Genomic DNA, 18388 nt, shown 5'->3' with positions numbered 1-18388 from the left:
CTACCCTTGCTTTCAAAACGGCTCGTTTGAAAATTCGCCGTGCCACTGAAGATGTGACCATCTGCTCCACATATCGCCCAGCCCATCTTCGTACCTAGATCAAAACAAAGAATCGTGTTAATCACCGCCCCGCTCCATACAAAATGTGTTTTATAAAATTGCTGTTTTCCCATAAGCGGGGGGAGAAAGATGTATGAGAAATGGATAAAGATACTATTGCTATTATAATTAGCATAGCATCATTTATGTTATCATTCTTTGGAATATGGCTAAATGATAGAAACCGAAAACAAGATTTACGAAGAGCTAGTAAAATTCGAGAAGAAGATTTATGCAATGTAGAAAAGCAATTAGACCATCTAAAAAGCCAATCTGAAACCGCAAAAGAACACGTCTCTATTTTATGGGAGGAAAAACAAACACGAGACTTAGGTCCAAAGCTACAAGCTACTATAAAAGAGACACCACGTGCATATAGGACCGATAAAGGTCTCCTTATTAATATAAGTGTAATCATAAAAAATCCTACAAAACGAGTAATCAAAGTAAATAATTTTCGGATACCCCATGAAAGCCCATTTGCATTTGTTCATGGTACTTCTTTTCTTAGTTCTACTGTAGCATGTTTAATCCCTGAAGATGAAAAGTGCATGGATTTTAATAGCACTTCTCCGGCAGATTTAGAGTCACAGGATATATGCGATTGTTTTAATCTAAAGGGAGATAAAGAAATATCCTTTACTTTCACGGTTCGCCACCTAAAACCAGATATCGAAAGTGTGGTAGTCTTTATCATTGAACACACTTCATCAAATCATCCAGAAAAAGTTCTTGAAACAAAATGTTGGTCAGAATTTTTACTACCTTTTGAAGAATAGACATCATTAGGAGAAGCTAATATTTTAAGCATGCCGTCTTTCATACGCATTATTTCATCTTTTTCATCTAGCTCTTTTCTAAGCCTTTGCGATCTTTTATAAGAGTCATGAACAGAATAAAACGAAATCACATTCGCCATTAAGGAAATAATAATTGCTACTAAACTCATCTTTCTCTCCTCACTTACTTTTCTTCTTACTCTTATGAGGCGGCGCTTTTACTGCTTCATTACGCGTCTTTAGATCTTGTTTTAGTTTTGAAATCTCATCGTTGAGTGCTTTAATCGTCTCATCACGTGATTGAACATCTTGTCGTAGTTCCGTTATCCTTTCGCATTTCTTCATTAATAATTCATCACGCTCCTTAAGCAGGTTTCTTAGTCTTGAAATCTTCTCTTCACGTTCTTCAATCTCTTGCTTCAATTCTTCAATTCCCTCGTCATATTCTTTAACCTCTTGCTTCAATTCTTCAATTTTCTCGTCGCGTTCTTTAACCTCCTCTTTAAGGGATTTAACTTGATCGCATGCTTCCTTAAGATTATTAACCTTCAATCTAAGAGCTATAGCTCTACGGCGATAACTAACTGCACAACACAACGCCAACGCGCTACAAAGGAAAGAACCAATCGTCACACATAAAACTATCAATACCACGTCAACTAAACCCATTTTGTTTCTCCTTTAACTGTTAGGGCGGTCATCATGACCAATCTGTTTTGCTTCGCTTTCCATTAAGAAAAGAAGGCAACAAGCCGCATGTGCCAAGTGTGATAAATCACTCTCGACATCCTTATTCTCTCCATCAAACCATGCTAATAAATGACGCAAAGCAGCGCCGTGTAACCGGCTCCAATCCATGCCGTTACGCCAATTGTTTGCTCCGTATTTCTTGGCTCCAAACTCTAAAACTTTACCGATTTCAATCAAAGTTGACGGGGGTATAAGTTCTAAACGTGCCTTGCCATCATCACTCTTATGCGCTTCATTTGTGCTATGTGAAGCGCTCTTACACATGTAGTCTTCTTCGTTACCGCCAACTTCTTTATCGCCACTAACCGTGGTATATCCACCAACCTTGGCATTGCCAAAAACCCACGCGGCATCACAAACCTTGGCATTGTCATAAATTTTTGCATTGTCAAAAACCATGGCGCACTCGCTAACCTTGGCATCGCCAAAAACCTGAGCATCACCAGAAACTTTAGCAACCCCTGAAACCCAGCAATTCCCTTTATGTGATAAGTTGCTCTCTTTTTCGATATATCCCCCAAGGTCACCAGCCTTGACATCATCAAAATCTCTTAATGCTTTAATACGGTAGAGAAGTTTATCACCAACTTGGGCTATCTCATCAGTAAGTTCATATTTCTTTCTTACAGCCATCATCATCTCCTTAAGGCTGCAAAGTCTCACCCGTGCTATCAACACGAGAGCTTCTTGCAATTTTAGACATGGGAGAAAAATGTTTATTCCGTAAAGATTCCAAAAGATAAGCAACCGTTCCTCTTGAAGGAACACCATACTTCTCCCAACGCCATACTGTTGATCTATTGACTCCTAACAACGCCGCCATTTCATCCAGCGTAAGATTAAGATGTTTTCTCAATTGTTTTGCTTCTATCTCATTCATAAATGAAATGTGCAATATGCACAGAAAAAAGTCAAGTCGAAAAGCACATATAATATGTGCATTATGAATGAAAAGGAGAAATCGCATGCAAGAACAAAAACCAGATCAAGCTATACGCTTGACAGAAGCAAGAATTGCTAAAGGGTTTAAATCAGCCCGCGCAGCGGCTCAATATTATGGTTGGCCATATTATACTTATGTACAACATGAACAGGGAGTCCGCGGAATCAATAAAGCCGCAAGTAGATATGCAAAAGCCTTTAACGTAAGTATAGGCTGGTTATTAACAGGTGAAGGACAGGGTATAAAAACAAAATCTACAACTACTCTCTCAGACCGCGAGCTCCAAGAAGAAATCTTTAACGCTTTAAAGGATATATCTCCTGAAAAGAAACAGTGGCTTCTTCGTCTTTTAGATACCTTAAAAGACGAAGAATAATAATTAATCTTCTTTTTTTGTCTACGCTTAGCTTGTTTGCTGCTTTCATTATATGCCAATCATTATCAAGCATTTTATCTTTCCCAAAAAAACATAACACTTTCCAAAATATGTTCATCTTGCACAATTTTTTTTATTGACATATGTGCAATATGCGCATATTAATCCTTTCATACCTTAGAAAATAACCATTGCCAATAGGATGTATGGAGGCTGTTGTGGACAAATCTGTCTTGATAAAAAAGGATGAAATTCTCTTAGTGATATGCAATGATGAAAGAGAAAATATTGCTAAATATGGACCTTTCTTTGAAGAAAAGGACGTTATCGACTTTATTGATGAAACCGATAATGCCGTTCAAATCTTCCGTGTAGAACCAGCAATTAACCGTTGTGAAGATATCTCTGAAGATATCGCAGAGTTCTACATTAAACATCATGAGCAAAAGTGTTTTGATGGCATCATCCCTCACGATTTTGTTAAAGACAGTGATGCATACGGTTTTTTTTTAGAAGAAATCGAAAAGCAGAGATATCAGGATAAAATTTACGGGACTTATGAAGAGCAAAACCGCTTAACTCTTTGGGATGTTATTCCAAACTACCCTCACTATACAGGGCGTTTTTAAAAGACGCCTCCCTTTTCACAAAATTAACCACACAAAGCAATGCCGTTCTTTCTCAAGAACGACAAAGGCAGAGTCTAACTAAAAGGAATATAAACTATGGAACCAAAATACGAACTTACTGATGAAACAATGAAGGTTGCTAATCGAACTCTTTACCGCATACGTGCATTGAGAGACTTTGGTGATGTCAAAAAAGGTGATTTAGGCGGCTGGGTAGAAAGTGAAGATAACCTAAGTCATGAAGACAATTGTTGGGTTGGAGGTAATGCTTGTGTTTTTCAGAGCGCTAAGGTTTTTGATAACGCCTATGTTTCTGAGAATGCTAAGATTTTTAATTGTTCCCGCGTTTTTGATAATGCGCAAATTTATGGTGATGCCAAGATTTATGGTAATGCGAATGTTTATCATAATGCACAAGTTTATGGGAATGCTATTGTAAAAGGTGATTTTAATAAAAGTACTGACATCTTCGGAAATGCAAAAGTGTATGATAGCGCACGCATTTATGACCAAGTCAAGATTTTTAGAAATACCGAGGTTTGTGGACTAGCCGATATTCGTGGAAACACAAGAATACCTCAAGACATAAAAACTTAACAACAAACAACAACCGTTTTAACGCAAGCGTGATTCACGCAACGGGTGAATTGCGCGCAATGGAGGAATAAACCATGTATAAATATGAAATTAAACCTACTTTGTGTTCGCAGTTAGTTTTGAGAAATACCCACAATCTAGGTGAACTTTGTATTACTATCTCTGGAGATAAGGGCGAGCCCTATGTAGATACCATAATTTCGAAAGACAAAGTAGATGCTTTTTTAAGTGAAGATAATGTCGTTCAAATGGAACTTAAAAAATCGCAATGCTTTACATTTTCATACGAATTTAGACCGTTTGCGTGCACTGGATTTGAAATGATACCACCAAACTCAGATGAATCTTTCATATTGACGCTATATTCTGATCATTGTGCATATGTAAAACGCATTCCAATTGATCGAATTGTACAGCCTATAAAGACAAAACTCTAACCACACAAACAACCATTTTAACACAAGCGTGATTCACGCCACGGGTGGACTGTGCGCAAATCAAGGGAATAAGCCATGGAAAAGAAATACGAACTTACTGATGAAATAAAAGAATTTTATGATGCAAGAACCGATAAAAGTAAAAAACTTTATCGCATACGTGCATTAAGAGATTTTAGAAATATTAAAAAAGGTTACTTAGGCGGCTATATACAAAAAGAAGACAATCTATCGCATGAAGGCGATTGTTGGGTTTGGCATAAAGCTATGGTTTATGGTGACGCTAAGATTTTCGGCAATGCACAAATATTTGAACGCGCAAAAATTACAGGCAGGGCGCGTGTTTATGAAAATGCAAAAGTTTGCGGTGAAGCATATGTTGAATATGATGCGCAAATTTACGGCAATGCACAAATTTATGGTGAGGCTCGAGTTTTGGGCCATGTTTATGGCAATGCCCGTGTCTATGGAGATGCTTATATAAGTGATAAAGCACATATTTCTGGAAATATGAAAATTCTAGATGGAGTATATATTTTCGATAATGTAAATATTTCTGGTAATCTTGAAATTCGTGGACGCAATTCAATCATCTACGAAAGTGACTATTCAGCAAGCGATATAAGCTACATAAGCCGTTTCTAACCATACAACCAACTTTTAAAACAAGCGTGATTCACGTCACGGGTGAATTGCGCGCAATTGAGGAAATCAAGATGAGTGAACAAAACACTAACCTAATAGAAATTGAAGGAACACATCATTTAGCCGTCGAACAAACTGTCATGGAACGCATTTTAAATAAAGCCTTAGAAGGTAACGCCGACATGGATCGCTTACAGCGTCTTCTTGATTTAAGAGAAAAAGAGATAGAACGACAAGAGCGCCAAAACTTTGTCCGTGATCTTTCCGCGATGCAAATGGAATACAAAAGTATCGAACAAAACGCCATTAATACACATACTAAAAGTCTCTATACAACGCTTGATAAATATATTGATGCAATCAAAGAACCTCTTGCAAAACATCACTTTGCCTTGTTCTCCCGTATCAAAGAGCAGGGTTCAGACAACGTAACTGTAGAAATGACTTTAAAGCATATATCAGGCAATGAAATATCAACAGAAGGAACATTTCCTTTTGACGCTACAGGGAGCAAAAATAACATACAAGCGGTTGGTTCTACTCTCACCTACGCACGTAGATATCTCTTAGGCATGCTTCTTAATGTCGCAAGAAAAGAAGACGATACAGATGGAATAACACTTCTTTCAGGTGTCACTCCTGAACAAATGAATCAGATCAGAGGATTAATAGAACAGACACAAACGGATGAAAGCAAACTTCTCTCTTTCATAGGAGTAAAAAAATTCACAGATATGTCTTATAAACAAGCACAAAACGCTTTGTTTTCTTTGAAAAAAAAGCAACGCAAGCAAATGAATAAAGCACAACAATCCTTACCACCACAAGAGCAACAAACGGCGGTGTGATATGGAACAAAGAACAGCAGAGTGGTTTCAAGCAAGGCTAGGCAAAGTCACCGCATCCAATGTGTATAACATCCTCAGTAAGACAGCAAAAGGCTTGCCTACGAGCAAATATGAAGACTACAAAATCAAACTCATCACTGAACGTTTAACAGGGGAAATAAGCCCCCATTATGAAACTGAAGATATGAGATGGGGCGTTGAACATGAAGATGATGCACTCAAAGAATATGCATTCATTTATGATGCCGATATAATAAAATGCGGCTTTATTCAACACCCCGAAATAGAAATGGCGGGGGCTAGCCCTGATGGGCTTATTGGAGAACACGGCTTAATCGAAGTCAAGTGTCCTAGATCCGCAACCCATACGCGCTTTTGTATAGATAACGAAATCAAGCCTGAATATCATGCACAAATGCAATTCCAAATGGCTTGTACAGGACGCAAATGGTGTGATTTCGTAAGCTATGACCCACGGTTCACGGGGGAATCTTTTCACTTGCGTATGAAAGTCAAACGCATCCACCGTGATGATCAACAAATTGAACAGATCAATAAAGCTGTTGAAGCCTTTTTAGCAGACATAGAGCAAGAGATACAAAAGATCTCAACAAAAGCTGCTTAATCCCTATGGGGGTGCGTTTTTTAAAGTCTTCTTAGCACCCCCACCCTTTCGCATAAGGAAATTAAACGTGTGTAACATCAAACATATCATCATACCGCATATTAAAGATGAGAACTTTTGTTTCTTTACCATTGGTTATGAAGGAAAATCCTTTGAGGACTATCTCAATCAACTTATCAAAAATAATATTAAACTTTTATGTGATGTTCGTAAAAATCCAATAAGCAGAAAATACGGATTTTCAAAAAGACAATTAGAGAAAGCTGTAAACAACATTGATATTGAATATATGCATATGCCTGAACTTGGAATTGCTTCTGAAAAACGAAGAAATTTGAAAACACAAAAAGATTATGACCGCCTTTTTGAAGATTATCAAAATACAACTCTCAAGAATAATTCTTGTGCGATAAACAAATTATATCAAATTTTTTTAAACAAAAGGCGTGTTGCAATCACCTGTTTTGAATCTGATGTATGCATGTGTCATCGAGGAAGAATAGCCTTGGCTCTTACGCAATTACAAGGTTGGAAATATGAAATTAAACACATCTAAAAAATAAACTTGCAAATTTTTTTAAATGAGAGTGCTCCATACACCCCGAGCACCCCCACCCTCTCATAACAACTTTCAAGTAATGCGTGATTCACGTCACGGGCAAATTGCATCTAATGAAGGGAGAACAGACATGGCGCCACGCCCCGCTACCATAACGCAACCAGCTATTGCACGCGCTTTAAGAGAAGCAAAAAAACAAGGGTGTGAATTAATAGAAATCAAACCTACCGGTGAACTCCTCATCTATCTCAAATCCGATATCCCAATACCAACCGCAGCCGCGCATCCAGACAAATTATTCGATTTGTCAAAGAATGAATATTACGAAGATGCGCTCTCTAAGATGTGAAATTGCCATGCCAAAACCACGCCCCCCTCACCTTGTCAAAGAAATCACACGCCATGGTAAAATTACATGGTATGCGCGTATTGGTCATGGGAAACGTATTAGAATACGTGGTACCTATGGAACACAAGAGTTTGTTGACAATTACAAAAGTGCACTTGCCGAATTACAAGGGCTTATACTCCCTAAATCCAAAACAGGAAAACTTGTTGAAGGTTCATTTGCATGGCTGCTTAAACAGTATTTTAACAGCTCCCATTGGCATAGCTTTGCTAAGGCTACGAAAAGACAAAAAGAATACATCCTTATGAAGGTGTGCGATTCCATAGGGAATATTCCTTATAAAGCCATTGAAAAGAAACATATCATAGCCGGTGTTGAAAGGCGTAAAGAAACACCTGCAATGGCTAGAGACTTTCTGAAAACACTTAATAGCCTTTTTAATTGGGCTATTGATCAAGGTCTTTTAGAAGATAATCCAGCCTTAGGGATAAAAAGACCTCCTGTAAAAAACAAAGATGGATTTCCTGTTTGGACAGAAGAAGATGTTGAGAAATATTATCAAAAATGGGCTCTAGGAACGCATGAACGCGTCTGGATTGATGTCCTTCTTTACACGGGTTTGCGTCGTGGTGATGCTGTTCGCATTGGTTGGAAAGACGTCAAAGATAATATCATTCATCTCAAAACAGAGAAAAGTAAATTCCAAACAGATGTTTTTCTACCCATTTTGCCTGAATTAGCAGAAACTCTTAAAATTGGTCCTATTGGAGAAGAAACATTTATTTGTAATAAACGTGGAAACAAAATACCCAAAGAAAGCTTTGGGGTTTTATTTCGTCATTCCTGTATCAAAGCAGGTATCAAAAAATCAGCACATGGTTTGAGAAAATTAGCAGCAACACGCGCCGCTAATTCCGGTGCAACAGTTTCACAATTGAAAGCACTTTTTGGTTGGACAGATGATGATATGGCATCTCTTTATACCAAGAGCGCAGATCGCAAAAAACTAGCTATAGAAGCGATAAAAAAGCTCCAAAAAAGTGAGGGATAGTGGTAAAAAAACGTAATAGAATCAATAACCACCCAATCCCTTACATTAGGAATAATTATTTGATTTTATTTCATCTAAATTTCCAAAAAGAAAATGAAAAACTTAAGGGCTTTTCCGATGATTAATAACATTTACTGTGTTGGACGCAATTATGTTGAACATGCCCATGAACTATGCAATGTTGTTGAAGATGAACCTGTTATATTTAGCAAGCCGAGCAGTTCACTTATCTTAGGAAATGAAATTTATCTTCCCGATTTTTCCAAAGAAATACATTTCGAAACTGAAATTGTGCTAAGGATCTCAAAGAACACTTTTATGGTTAATGAAGTGGAAGCTGAAGAATGCTATGATGCCATAGCGATAGGTCTTGATCTCACAGCGAGGGATTTACAAACAAAACTGAAAAACAAAAAGCTTCCCTGGCTTTTGTCTAAAGGATTCAAAGGAGCTGCATACGTCTCTGACTTCATAAACAAGGAAAAAATAAAAGATCCAATAACCTTTGAAATGAAGCTCAATGGAGAAACCAGACAACTTGGTAATACGAAACATATGATCTTTAGCTTTAGAAAAATAATATCATTCTTGAGTAGCTACATTCAGTTAAAGAATGGCGATATAATATATACAGGCACTCCACAGGGAGTAGGTAAACTTTCTCAGTCTGATAGAATAGAATTGTATATCGAAGATACATTAATTTCAGAAATAAAGGTAAAATGAATCATCAAATACTGACCTTTTTTATAGTTTCATTTTTTTGGTCATATCACCTGGGCCGAATATGGCCCTTATAATCGATAATGCAACGAGACTGGGGAAAAAGAACGGATTTGCTAACGTTGCAGGGCTTTGTACAGCAACATATGTGCATGGGGTATTTTCCATACTAGGTGTATCAGCAATCCTTCTCAACAACAAAACACTCTTTTTTTTAGTAAAACTAATGGGTGGCTGCTATTTATTATACATGGGAATTAAATCTCTTAAATCTGAAATTAACAGCTTAAATTCCAAAGAAATAATATCAAAGAATGAAAATCATCCTGTAAGTCAAGTAAAGATCTTAACCAGTTACATAGACGGTTTTATGACACAAATACTAAACCCTAAAGTATCAATATTCTACATAGCTGCTTTCCCAAAATTCTTGTCTTCAGGCGGTGGCATTAAAAAAGGATTTGAACTTGTAACAATACATTCCTTCAACATATTTGTATGGTTTACTTTGATGACCATTTTTATATCATTTGCTCATGCAATTTTTAAAAAGCAACGCGTAAAAGGATATATGAATATAGCAACGGGAACAGTTTTATCTCTGTTTTCTTTTTTCATTTTTTTTGGATAAATTTATCTTTACTATAATAAGTTGAAAATTGGCAGATCAATCGTCCCATAATTTTGTTTTTCTACCACTCTTAACAGCGATATCCATCCTCTGTCAGAGTTTATACTCCCAGTGTTTCTTCTTCATTTTCTCTGTGTAGCGCAACGATAAATTAATCTAACAGACACTTCGAATTTTAAGCATTAAAATTAAGAATGGTCTCTTGAGAAAAAATTCTAGCCATCCCATTTGCCTCACTACCATCAAGAGGTGCTATAAATTGTAAGAATATTATTACTCACACGTCTAATAACAAGTCCACTGCTCATAGCTGTCTCCAATACTGATTTAAAATGAAAAAACTATAGATTTCTAATTTTCTTTGTACAAAATAAAGTAACAATCTTCTATTTATGATATCCAATAAAGTGATGAGAAATCATTTAACATTTACATTTTTTCTTAAACCAAGAAGACAACTCTGTACTCTATTCGACTGAAAATAAAAAATCTCTTCATTATAAAAACTAAAACAACGAGAGCACTTAACTTATGGGATTAAACCGTTTCTTATAACTGTTTGAGACGGCTTAAAAACAATTGCCAATATGAAGTCTTTTTATTAACCACTTAACAGTCATCTAAGTGACAACTAAAACTCTGCCCGCAAGTATCTGTTACATCGTTTTAAAGTAAGCCTACCTTTGTTGGTTTCATATGCTTTTATCCACATGAAAACATAAAAAATGTTTTTTCCCTTTACTCCTCATTTATATCATGCTTCGATATCAAACATTACTTTTTTCAGTGTAAGAATCTTAAATAATTAAAGGGAACCCCTAAAAAATGAGCTATACACAAAATTTAGAAGATAATCCTCAGAAGAAATTGCAACGTGGATTAGATAACCGTCATGTACAACTTATAGCCCTCGGCGGTGCTATTGGAACAGGTCTCTTCATGGGATCAGGAAAAACAATCAGCGTAGCAGGCCCTTCTATCATACTTGTTTATGCTATTATTGGTTGTGCCTTATACTTTGTAATGCGTGCTATGGGGGAATTATTACTTTCTAATTCACAATACCGATCTCTCATTGATTTTTCAACCGATATGCTAGGACCAGGAATTGCCTTTTTTGTTGGCTGGAGCTATTGGTTGAGCTGGGTTGTAACTGGAGCCGCAGATATTATTGCGATTATCACTTATATGCACTTTTGGTGGCCCACACTTAATCCATGGATTACCGTTTTTGCTTGCATTGGTTTTTTCCTCATCTTTAATCTCTTTGCCGTAAAAATGTTTGGTGAACTTGAATTCTGGTTTGGTCTTATCAAGGTTGTAGCAATTTTAGCATTAATCATTGTTGGATTTTATATGATCGCGACAGGCTTTACTTCTCCAAATGGTACTGTTGCCTCTCTCAATCACGTATGGAACAATGGAGATATCTTTCCTCGAGGGATGACAGGTTTTTTTGCTGGATTTCAAATTGCCATTTTTTCTTTTGTTGGTATAGAAATTGCTGGAACAACTGCAGCTGAAGTCAAAAACCCTAAAAAAGTTCTTCCCAAAGCAATTAATGCAATACCGGTTCGTATTGTATTCTTTTATATCTTTTCTCTCGCTGTGATTATGTCTGTTACACCGTGGGATCAAGTTATTCCAGATCAAAGCCCTTTTGTCTCAATGTTTTGGCTTGCTGGTATTCCGATAGCTGCTGGTTTGGTAAATTTTGTCGTTCTTACCTCGGCTGCCTCTTCAGCAAATAGTGGTATTTTTTCTACCAGCCGTATGATATATGGACTTGCAACACAAAAAGGTGCTCCTCGCATTTTAGGAAAACTTTCCAAATACCATGTTCCAGCCAATGCTCTATTCTTTTCTTGCTTATGTATTTTATTAGGATATGCAATTACATCGCTCTCTCCAAGCATCATAAGTGCTTTTACAATTGTAACCAGCATTTCAGCTATTGCGTTTTTATTTGTATGGTCTGTAATTTTAATTAGTTATATCGTATATCGTCGCAATCACCCTCACCTGCATGCTGAATCTGTTTACAAAATGCCTGGAGGTGTTATCATGTGCGGAATTATTTTAGTTTTTTTTGCTTTCATGCTCTATTTATTGACATTAGAAACCGATACCTTCATAGCCTTACAATATAGTCTAGTGTGGTTTATTTTCTTAGGTATAATGTACTTTATGTTTGTCAGAAAAAAAACAGTTAAAGAAAATCAATAAAAATCAGTACATAAAAAAATAAAAGGGTAACGAAAGTTACCCTTTTTGATATCCATATATAAAACATAAAAGCTTTTTACAGAGTGTCTGATATTAGACTTCAATTACGCTCTTTATCAACCAAAGCGTTAGATTTTATCCAAGGCATCATAGAGCGGAGTTTTTTTCCGACTTCTTCGATAGGATGGTTATCATTCAAACGCCGCATCCCTTTAAAATGAGCCGCACCAGCTTTATATTCCTGAATCCAATTCGATGTGAATTTACCCGTCTGAATATCTTTCAAAATACGTTTCATTTCTGCTCTTGTTTTATCTGTAATCACACGTGGTCCAGACATATATTCGCCCCATTCAGCTGTATTGGAAATCGAATAATTCATATTTGCAATCCCTCCCTCATAGATAAGATCCACAATTAATTTAACCTCATGTAAACACTCAAAATAAGCCATTTCCGGCGCATAACCTGCATCCGTTAGTGTTTCATAACCTGCTCGAATAAGCTCAACAAGGCCACCACAAAGAACAGCTTGTTCACCAAAAAGATCAGTTTCGCACTCTTCTTTAAACGTTGTCTCAATCACCCCAGCACGTCCACCACCAAGAGCACACGCATAAGACAATGCTACATCATGGGCATGCCCTGAAGCATCTTGTGCAATCGCAATTAAGCAAGGCACACCACGACCACGTTGATATTCATTGCGCACTGTATGACCTGGGCCTTTAGGAGCAATCATTACAACATCAACAGTTTTTTTGGGTTCAATTAAGCCAAAATGAATACTCAAACCATGCGCAAAAGCAATCACAGCACCATCACGTAAATGATCATGAATATGCTCTTTATAAATATCAGCTTGCAATTCATCCGGTGTTGCCATCATAATAAGGTCTGCCCATTTTGCTGCTTCAGCAACACTCATAACCTCAAAACCATCCACCATAGCCTTTTTTGCTGTCGCCGACCCTGCACGCAAAGCGATTTTCACATTTTGAACACCAGAATCCTTTAAATTTAAGGCATGTGCATGCCCTTGTGAACCATAACCAACAATGGCCACTTTTTTTCCCTTAATTAAATCAATCTTGGCATCACGATCATAATAAACACGCATAAAAATACTTCCTTTTCTCTTTATTTAAACTGAATTTCAGCTTATTTTATTGAATAAATAAGTAAAAAATTATCTCAAGTGCTTCACATATTATGAATAACAAAGCAATTGAATAATCTTTTTTAAATTTATATCTTTCATACAGAAAACTACGTTCCCCCAACTTTCAAAAAAACATATTCGGATCCCAAATAAAATTCAGCAATCACTTAAAAAAACAATACTTTTGAAAAGAAATACATCTACTGATATTTTATTTGTTTACTGTATAATGAAACATTGTATCCTTAAACTTAGATACACTATGTAGATTTTAACATGAACCAAATCAAAATGGATAGCAAGAAAATTATCATTTTTATACTTGAACACAAAAACTCAATTTCAACAGCACACCATAATATCTCATATTTTAGTTGGATGAATTTACAATTGAAGAACACAGCAAAACTTCCATAAAACTCGGTCTAGTACAATCCTAAAAATATCCCTCTTTTTAAAAACTTCCGCGTAATTGCTGCTTGAAAACCATAAATGTCTGTATTCTCATCATAATTACCCTGATCATCCCGCTTCCACCACAAAGATGAAATTTTTCTCTTCCTGAAAAGATTCACTCAAACTTATATAAATCTTATATTTCTCATGAAATTTACCGTTAATTTACCGCTTTTTAAAAACAACTTTCTTCAACGCTAAAAAGCTTTGTTCACAACCTTTCCCTCTACAGGCTAATAAGTATGTTCGTTATTTTAAATTAAATGTAGCATTTCTATCGCCATCATAATACATACTCGTGTTATTCTCTAAACAAAGAGACGCAAAATTGCTTTTAGGAATAAATTAACGAAGCTTTCTAAAAGTGCACCCTCCCAATCATAGAGAGAAAAAAGTTTATACTAAAAGCCGAATAAAACGCTGAACTGTGTTATGCATTCCATACTCTAAGGCATCAGCTATAAGCCCATGACCAATAGAAACTTCATCAAGCCAAGGTATACAATTGACAAGAGCGGGAAGATTTGCAACTGTCAGGTCATGCCCTGCATGAACACCTAATTCCAGTTCTCTAGCTCTTCTTGCTGCTAAAACAAGTTTATTGAGCTCCTGATCCTGTTTTGACTTATCCTTAAAAGCACCGCCATAAAGCCCAGTATAAAATTCTACACGATCAGCACCAATCGCTTTAGCAATATCAAGACCATCAACAACAGGGTCCGCAAATAACGATACACGAATTTTTTTTGCTTTCAGACGCTGAATAATGGGGGCTAAAAATTCTGCATTACAAGCAAAATTCCAACCATGATCAGACGTTGACTGAGCTGGATCATCCGGAACAAGAGTAATCTGATTGGCATAGTTTTCTGCTATATCCAAAAATGTATCGCTCGGATAACCTTCAATATTAAATTCAGCTGTAGGAAACGTACTTTTAATTAAACAGTGTATATCTGACAAATCAGCAAAACGAATATGTCGCTCATCTGGACGCGGATGAACTGTCAAACCTGCTGCACCAGCTGTAAGTGCAATATGCCCAATACGCTTTATATCTGGCCAAGGAAGATTACGCCGATTGCGCAAAACAGCAACAGCATTAAGATTAACTGAAAGTTTTATTGCCATGCACGCTCCCATTTTCGTATGTAGTTTTAAAGACAAAAACACATTTGCCAATATAATCATAGAAAATAAAGATAGTTTTTCTATCGAACAATTGTTAAACGCTCTGCTGCACGTGTAATCCCTGTATAAAGCCAGCGAGCATACATATCACGAAATGCAAAGCTTTCATCAAATAAAACCACATTATCCCATTGAGATCCTTGTGCTTTATGAACAGTTAATGCATACCCATAATCAAAATCGTCATATCTTTTTTTCAATTGCCATGAAATCTCTTGATCAGGGTTATCAAACACTGCTTTTAAAAGCTTAATCTTCGCCACCCCACGCTCGCTTTCTTCTGGTTTAACGAGAAGATTAATAGCTGGTTTAACAGTTTCCTTCTGTGAAGTCATCACTTTCCATAAAGAGCCATTTAACAAACCTTTAGGAGGATCATTGCGCAAACACACAAGCTTATCTCCTGCTTGTGGATAATCTGCTGTAAACTCCTTCAAAGCACGCAAACGCCTATTATAAAGATGCCGTGTTCGATTCACCCCTACCAACACCTGATCAGCATCTAAAACCAATTTCTGATCCACCTCTTTACGTGAAACAACGCGAGCCGCTCCATAATCACCATACACAATATCGCGTCCTTCACGCACATCCATAGCTAAACGAACAATTGGATTATCACGCGCTTGTCGATGAATTTCAGAGAGAAGAAAATCTGGTGCAGCATTGGAAAAAAAACCACCCCCTGATATAGGAGGCAATTGACCTGGATCACCAAGCACAAGAATTGGCGTCCGAAAACTCATTAAATCACGCGCTAATTGTTCGTCTACCATCGAACATTCATCAACAATAATAAGCTTAGCTTGCGCGGCCAAACTTCTTCGATTTAAGGCAAATGTTGGTGCAATAGACTTTTTTCCTGTTACTTCATCGGAAACTTCTTCTTCTCCACGCGGGCAATAAATCAGTGAATGAATAGTACAAGCATTACTTGCCCCTTTAGAACGTAAAACCTGTGCTGCTTTCCCTGTGAACGCAGCAAACTGAACAGAGCCATCAACTGTTTCCGCAAAATAGCGCGCAAGTGTTGTTTTTCCCGTTCCCGCATAGCCAAAAAGGCGAAAAAGCGGAGAACGCCCTTCCTTTAACCACGCAGCAACAGCCTTCAATGCATTATCCTGTTCCGGTGAAAATTGCATAGTTTATCAAAATAAGATTCGCATAAAAAGAGCAAGTGTTTTAGAAAAAAACACTCTCAAAAAAAATTGTTGTTAAGAATCCTTCATAAAGAGATATTTCACTACTTTCACAGCACAATGATAACCCATTATAGCAATTGTTTTTGTACAGAATATTTCATACAATCTCGTCAATTATCTCACTCAGGCATGAAAGACAAACTTGTGCACCATAATGAAGAACAGATTAAAAAAACATCAACGAAGCGGTCAAAACTTTTTTAACAGAAAAAGAGCATTGCAATTGCAAAACCCTCGCTAGAAAAAATGTCCTTAACAGGATAAGAATAATGTAATTTTGTGTAAATTATATCTCAACGAATAAAGAGAAACATCACGCTTATATGAAGCACGCTTTATCTCGCACAAATATGTATTTTTCTGTTTCGACAATAAAATCTGGTTCGTAAGTATGGCCTTCTTGGTAGTCTATTATAAAAAAACTGGGGTATAGCTTCAGTCTAGCGTAGCACTTCAGGTTCGTCCTCTAGAATATGAGAAAAGCGCAATTCTTCATCTACTGAATCTACTGAGTCAAACTTTTTCTTTTTGTCGCAATGTTTTAAAGTTTATAAAAACTAACTGATTAATGCTATTCTTATTGCTAGAAATAACAATGAAATCAAGGGGGATAATTTGTTAATAGGCTTGACGTTATATCAAAATATCAGCGGTGAGATTGCTTTTTGGTTGTTTTAGAAATGAAATGATGATCTCAAATATTGATGAATGAAACGGGAGGTTTAAATTGAAAATATTAATTCCAGATGACTATCAAAAAGCCACCCTAACATTACAGTCTATTACAAAATTAATGAAATCGCATGAAGTGCTGGTTATAAATAATTTAGCTAAAGAATGTGATTTAGAAGATAAGCTCAAAGAGATAGATATTCTTATCTTAATCAGAGAGCGGACTATAGTTGATAGAAATCTTCTCCTGAAACTGCCAAATTTAAAATTGATCTGTCAAACAGGCCCTATAGGTTCACATATTGATATAGAAGCTTGTAGAGACTTAGGAATTGAAATATTAGACGGTGGTGGAGATCCAACTTCTGCTGCTGAATTTGCGTGGCTCTTAATGATGTCTGCGCGTAGAAAACTCTGTAAATCTGTGTCTGATATGAAAAAAGGACGATGGCAAACAACATTTGGCAACCAAATGAAAGGGGCTACTCTTGGAATATTCGGGTTTGGACGTATTGGTAAAATGGTTGCTCAATATGCTCAAGCTTTTGGCATGTCCATTTTGGTTTATGGGAGCGAGCATTCAACGCAAGAAGCAAAAAATCTAGGTTATCATTTTACGCATTCAAAAGATGAATTTTTTACACGTCCTGACATTATATCCGTACATTTACGTTTAAGCGATAAAACCAGAGAAATCATTCAATTAGATGATCTATTGCGCATGAAACCTCATGCTATTTTTGTCAACACAGCGCGTTCAGCTTTGGTTGAAAAAGGAGCGATAGAAAAAATACTAAGTTTGGAAAATTCAACTTACTTTGCACTGGATGTTTATGACAGCGAGCCAGTATATGAGAGCAAATTATTGCAATCAGATAGAGTTCTTTGCACACCGCATTTGGGCTATGTGACTGGAGAAAGCTTTGAGAATTATATTGAAAAAGCTTGCCAAAATATAGCGTCTTTTATGAAGAGCGCTTAATACTGCATTTGATCTCTGTTATTTTTGCCCTTCCTTTCAAGCCACTAGGGGAGTTCTCCTATAAAGCTCTTGAAAGAGTGATTTTGAGTAATTTCATAATGTAAAACTAAAATATAGTGACAAACTTTTCTATTGTTTTCATGGCATGACGGTTTGCATGGTTGCATCCTTCAAGCACAGTGTTTTTTCTTGCACGATGGAATCTTTCATATATGAGACAACATAATTAATTTATAACAGATAATTCAATGTATTATCTAAAAAATACAACGAGATAGCTATTAATGTGAACATATGAATTTAAAAAACAAACATCGCATATAAATCAATTCAAACATAATTGGGCATACGACTTATAACATTTTTTAGATGAAAAAATAATAATGCACCCCTGTCTTTAAACAAAGAATGAAAATCATAAAATGAGCTCTAAGGATAATAGGAACTCTCCACAAA

21 protein-coding genes are annotated in these 18388 nt (G+C 36.5%); 14 read left to right on the top strand and 7 right to left on the bottom strand.

Annotated features, from left to right (window positions below; genetic code table 11):
- The first annotated feature begins 200 nt into the window (after nucleotides 1–200).
- Nucleotides 201–878: a hypothetical protein gene (locus tag ME1_RS04055; RefSeq protein ID WP_004863607.1), complete on the top strand. Its 678-nt coding sequence runs from the start codon at nucleotides 201–203 to the stop codon at nucleotides 876–878.
- Here ME1_RS04055 and ME1_RS07960 read toward each other — a convergent pair.
- The 4 genes from ME1_RS07960 to ME1_RS04040 all read right to left on the bottom strand — a co-directional run bounded on the left by ME1_RS07960 (nucleotide 815) and on the right by ME1_RS04040 (nucleotide 2508).
- On the bottom strand, nucleotides 815–1048 hold the full coding sequence (locus tag ME1_RS07960; RefSeq protein WP_004863603.1) for a hypothetical protein: 234 nt from the start codon (nucleotides 1046–1048) through the stop codon (nucleotides 815–817). The genes ME1_RS04055 and ME1_RS07960 overlap by 64 nt on opposite strands.
- 10 nt (nucleotides 1049–1058) lie before the next feature.
- Entirely contained in the window at nucleotides 1059–1547 is a 489-nt protein-coding gene (locus tag ME1_RS04050; protein ID WP_004863601.1) for a hypothetical protein, read from the bottom strand.
- 12 nt (nucleotides 1548–1559) lie between these two features.
- Entirely contained in the window at nucleotides 1560–1892 is a 333-nt protein-coding gene (locus ME1_RS08100; RefSeq protein WP_051017873.1) for a dATP/dGTP diphosphohydrolase domain-containing protein, read from the bottom strand.
- A gap of 379 nt (nucleotides 1893–2271) precedes the next feature.
- A complete protein-coding gene (locus ME1_RS04040) occupies nucleotides 2272–2508 on the bottom strand; it encodes a helix-turn-helix domain-containing protein (protein ID WP_004863594.1) in 237 nt (78 codons plus the stop codon).
- 85 nt (nucleotides 2509–2593) lie between these two features.
- On the opposite strand from ME1_RS04040, the gene ME1_RS04035 reads away from it, so the two are divergent.
- From ME1_RS04035 to ME1_RS03975, 12 genes are all read left to right on the top strand, one after another.
- The gene (locus ME1_RS04035) at nucleotides 2594–2947 is read left to right on the top strand and encodes a helix-turn-helix domain-containing protein (protein ID WP_004863593.1); all 354 of its coding nucleotides are present in this window, start codon (nucleotides 2594–2596) and stop codon (nucleotides 2945–2947) included.
- Between the two features lie 218 nt (nucleotides 2948–3165).
- The gene (locus tag ME1_RS04030; RefSeq protein WP_004863590.1) at nucleotides 3166–3576 is read left to right on the top strand and encodes a hypothetical protein; all 411 of its coding nucleotides are present in this window, start codon (nucleotides 3166–3168) and stop codon (nucleotides 3574–3576) included.
- A 96-nt stretch (nucleotides 3577–3672) separates the two neighbouring features.
- Nucleotides 3673–4173, top strand: a complete 501-nt coding sequence (locus ME1_RS04025; protein ID WP_004863588.1) for a hypothetical protein — start codon at nucleotides 3673–3675, stop codon at nucleotides 4171–4173.
- Nucleotides 4174–4685: 512 nt separating this feature from the next.
- Nucleotides 4686–5255, top strand: a complete 570-nt coding sequence (locus tag ME1_RS04015) for an LbetaH domain-containing protein (protein WP_004863581.1) — start codon at nucleotides 4686–4688, stop codon at nucleotides 5253–5255.
- 71 nt (nucleotides 5256–5326) lie between these two features.
- Entirely contained in the window at nucleotides 5327–6103 is a 777-nt protein-coding gene (locus tag ME1_RS04010) for an ERF family protein (RefSeq protein ID WP_004863578.1), read from the top strand.
- Between the two features lies 1 nt (nucleotide 6104).
- Nucleotides 6105–6728, top strand: coding sequence for a lambda exonuclease family protein (locus ME1_RS04005; RefSeq protein WP_004863574.1), 624 nt, complete (start codon nucleotides 6105–6107; stop codon nucleotides 6726–6728).
- Between the two features lie 67 nt (nucleotides 6729–6795).
- Nucleotides 6796–7284, top strand: coding sequence for a DUF488 domain-containing protein (locus ME1_RS04000; RefSeq protein WP_004863572.1), 489 nt, complete (start codon nucleotides 6796–6798; stop codon nucleotides 7282–7284).
- 133 nt (nucleotides 7285–7417) lie between these two features.
- On the top strand, nucleotides 7418–7636 hold the full coding sequence (locus tag ME1_RS03995) for a hypothetical protein (protein ID WP_004864181.1): 219 nt from the start codon (nucleotides 7418–7420) through the stop codon (nucleotides 7634–7636).
- 7 nt (nucleotides 7637–7643) lie between these two features.
- Entirely contained in the window at nucleotides 7644–8687 is a 1044-nt protein-coding gene (locus tag ME1_RS03990; RefSeq protein WP_035011686.1) for a tyrosine-type recombinase/integrase, read from the top strand.
- Nucleotides 8688–8804: 117 nt separating this feature from the next.
- On the top strand, nucleotides 8805–9413 hold the full coding sequence (locus ME1_RS03985) for a fumarylacetoacetate hydrolase family protein (protein WP_004863564.1): 609 nt from the start codon (nucleotides 8805–8807) through the stop codon (nucleotides 9411–9413).
- Between the two features lie 61 nt (nucleotides 9414–9474).
- The gene (locus ME1_RS03980) at nucleotides 9475–10041 is read left to right on the top strand and encodes a LysE family translocator (protein ID WP_004863563.1); all 567 of its coding nucleotides are present in this window, start codon (nucleotides 9475–9477) and stop codon (nucleotides 10039–10041) included.
- Nucleotides 10042–10866: 825 nt separating this feature from the next.
- Nucleotides 10867–12267, top strand: coding sequence for an amino acid permease (locus tag ME1_RS03975; protein ID WP_004863561.1), 1401 nt, complete (start codon nucleotides 10867–10869; stop codon nucleotides 12265–12267).
- Nucleotides 12268–12367: 100 nt separating this feature from the next.
- Here ME1_RS03975 and ilvC read toward each other — a convergent pair whose 3' ends face one another.
- The 3 genes from ilvC to ME1_RS03960 all read right to left on the bottom strand — a co-directional run bounded on the left by ilvC (nucleotide 12368) and on the right by ME1_RS03960 (nucleotide 16218).
- Nucleotides 12368–13387, bottom strand: coding sequence for a ketol-acid reductoisomerase (ilvC, locus tag ME1_RS03970; RefSeq protein ID WP_004863558.1), 1020 nt, complete (start codon nucleotides 13385–13387; stop codon nucleotides 12368–12370).
- A gap of 894 nt (nucleotides 13388–14281) precedes the next feature.
- Nucleotides 14282–15016 (bottom strand): pyridoxine 5'-phosphate synthase, encoded by a 735-nt coding sequence (locus tag ME1_RS03965; RefSeq protein WP_004863555.1) that lies wholly within the window; start codon nucleotides 15014–15016, stop codon nucleotides 14282–14284.
- An 80-nt stretch (nucleotides 15017–15096) separates the two neighbouring features.
- Nucleotides 15097–16218, bottom strand: a complete 1122-nt coding sequence (locus tag ME1_RS03960) for an ATP-dependent DNA helicase (RefSeq protein WP_004863553.1) — start codon at nucleotides 16216–16218, stop codon at nucleotides 15097–15099.
- 787 nt (nucleotides 16219–17005) lie between these two features.
- On the opposite strand from ME1_RS03960, the gene ME1_RS03955 reads away from it, so the two are divergent.
- Complete coding sequence (locus ME1_RS03955; protein ID WP_004863550.1) at nucleotides 17006–17932, top strand: D-2-hydroxyacid dehydrogenase family protein; 927 nt, start codon at nucleotides 17006–17008, stop codon at nucleotides 17930–17932.
- Nucleotides 17933–18388 lie beyond the last annotated feature (456 nt).

It is taken from the genome of Bartonella vinsonii subsp. arupensis OK-94-513, assembly GCF_000278235.1.
GTDB classification, from domain to species: Bacteria; Pseudomonadota; Alphaproteobacteria; order Rhizobiales; family Rhizobiaceae; genus Bartonella; species Bartonella arupensis.
The sequence above is the reverse complement of the archived record's forward strand: the minus strand, read 5'-3'. Positions and strand labels throughout refer to the sequence as shown.

Bases quoted from the DNA above. Each gene is read 5' to 3' on its own strand.
- ME1_RS04055 (WP_004863607.1), top strand. From the start codon at position 201: ATGGATAAAGATACTATTGCTATTATAATTAGCATAGCATCATTTATG.
- ilvC (WP_004863558.1), bottom strand. From the start codon at position 13,387: ATGCGTGTTTATTATGATCGTGATGCCAAGATTGATTTAATTAAGGGA.
- ME1_RS07960 (WP_004863603.1), bottom strand. From the start codon at position 1,048: ATGAGTTTAGTAGCAATTATTATTTCCTTAATGGCGAATGTGATTTCG.
- ME1_RS03980 (WP_004863563.1), top strand. From the start codon at position 9,475: ATGGCCCTTATAATCGATAATGCAACGAGACTGGGGAAAAAGAACGGA.
- ME1_RS03975 (WP_004863561.1), top strand. From the start codon at position 10,867: ATGAGCTATACACAAAATTTAGAAGATAATCCTCAGAAGAAATTGCAA.
- ME1_RS03990 (WP_035011686.1), top strand. From the start codon at position 7,644: ATGCCAAAACCACGCCCCCCTCACCTTGTCAAAGAAATCACACGCCAT.
- ME1_RS04050 (WP_004863601.1), bottom strand. From the start codon at position 1,547: ATGGGTTTAGTTGACGTGGTATTGATAGTTTTATGTGTGACGATTGGT.
- ME1_RS03965 (WP_004863555.1), bottom strand. From the start codon at position 15,016: ATGGCAATAAAACTTTCAGTTAATCTTAATGCTGTTGCTGTTTTGCGC.
- ME1_RS04005 (WP_004863574.1), top strand. From the start codon at position 6,105: ATGGAACAAAGAACAGCAGAGTGGTTTCAAGCAAGGCTAGGCAAAGTC.
- ME1_RS04025 (WP_004863588.1), top strand. From the start codon at position 3,673: ATGGAACCAAAATACGAACTTACTGATGAAACAATGAAGGTTGCTAAT.
- ME1_RS08100 (WP_051017873.1), bottom strand. From the start codon at position 1,892: ATGTGTAAGAGCGCTTCACATAGCACAAATGAAGCGCATAAGAGTGAT.
- ME1_RS03960 (WP_004863553.1), bottom strand. From the start codon at position 16,218: ATGCAATTTTCACCGGAACAGGATAATGCATTGAAGGCTGTTGCTGCG.
- ME1_RS03985 (WP_004863564.1), top strand. From the start codon at position 8,805: ATGATTAATAACATTTACTGTGTTGGACGCAATTATGTTGAACATGCC.
- ME1_RS04035 (WP_004863593.1), top strand. From the start codon at position 2,594: ATGCAAGAACAAAAACCAGATCAAGCTATACGCTTGACAGAAGCAAGA.
- ME1_RS04015 (WP_004863581.1), top strand. From the start codon at position 4,686: ATGGAAAAGAAATACGAACTTACTGATGAAATAAAAGAATTTTATGAT.
- ME1_RS03995 (WP_004864181.1), top strand. From the start codon at position 7,418: ATGGCGCCACGCCCCGCTACCATAACGCAACCAGCTATTGCACGCGCT.
- ME1_RS04010 (WP_004863578.1), top strand. From the start codon at position 5,327: ATGAGTGAACAAAACACTAACCTAATAGAAATTGAAGGAACACATCAT.
- ME1_RS04040 (WP_004863594.1), bottom strand. From the start codon at position 2,508: ATGAATGAGATAGAAGCAAAACAATTGAGAAAACATCTTAATCTTACG.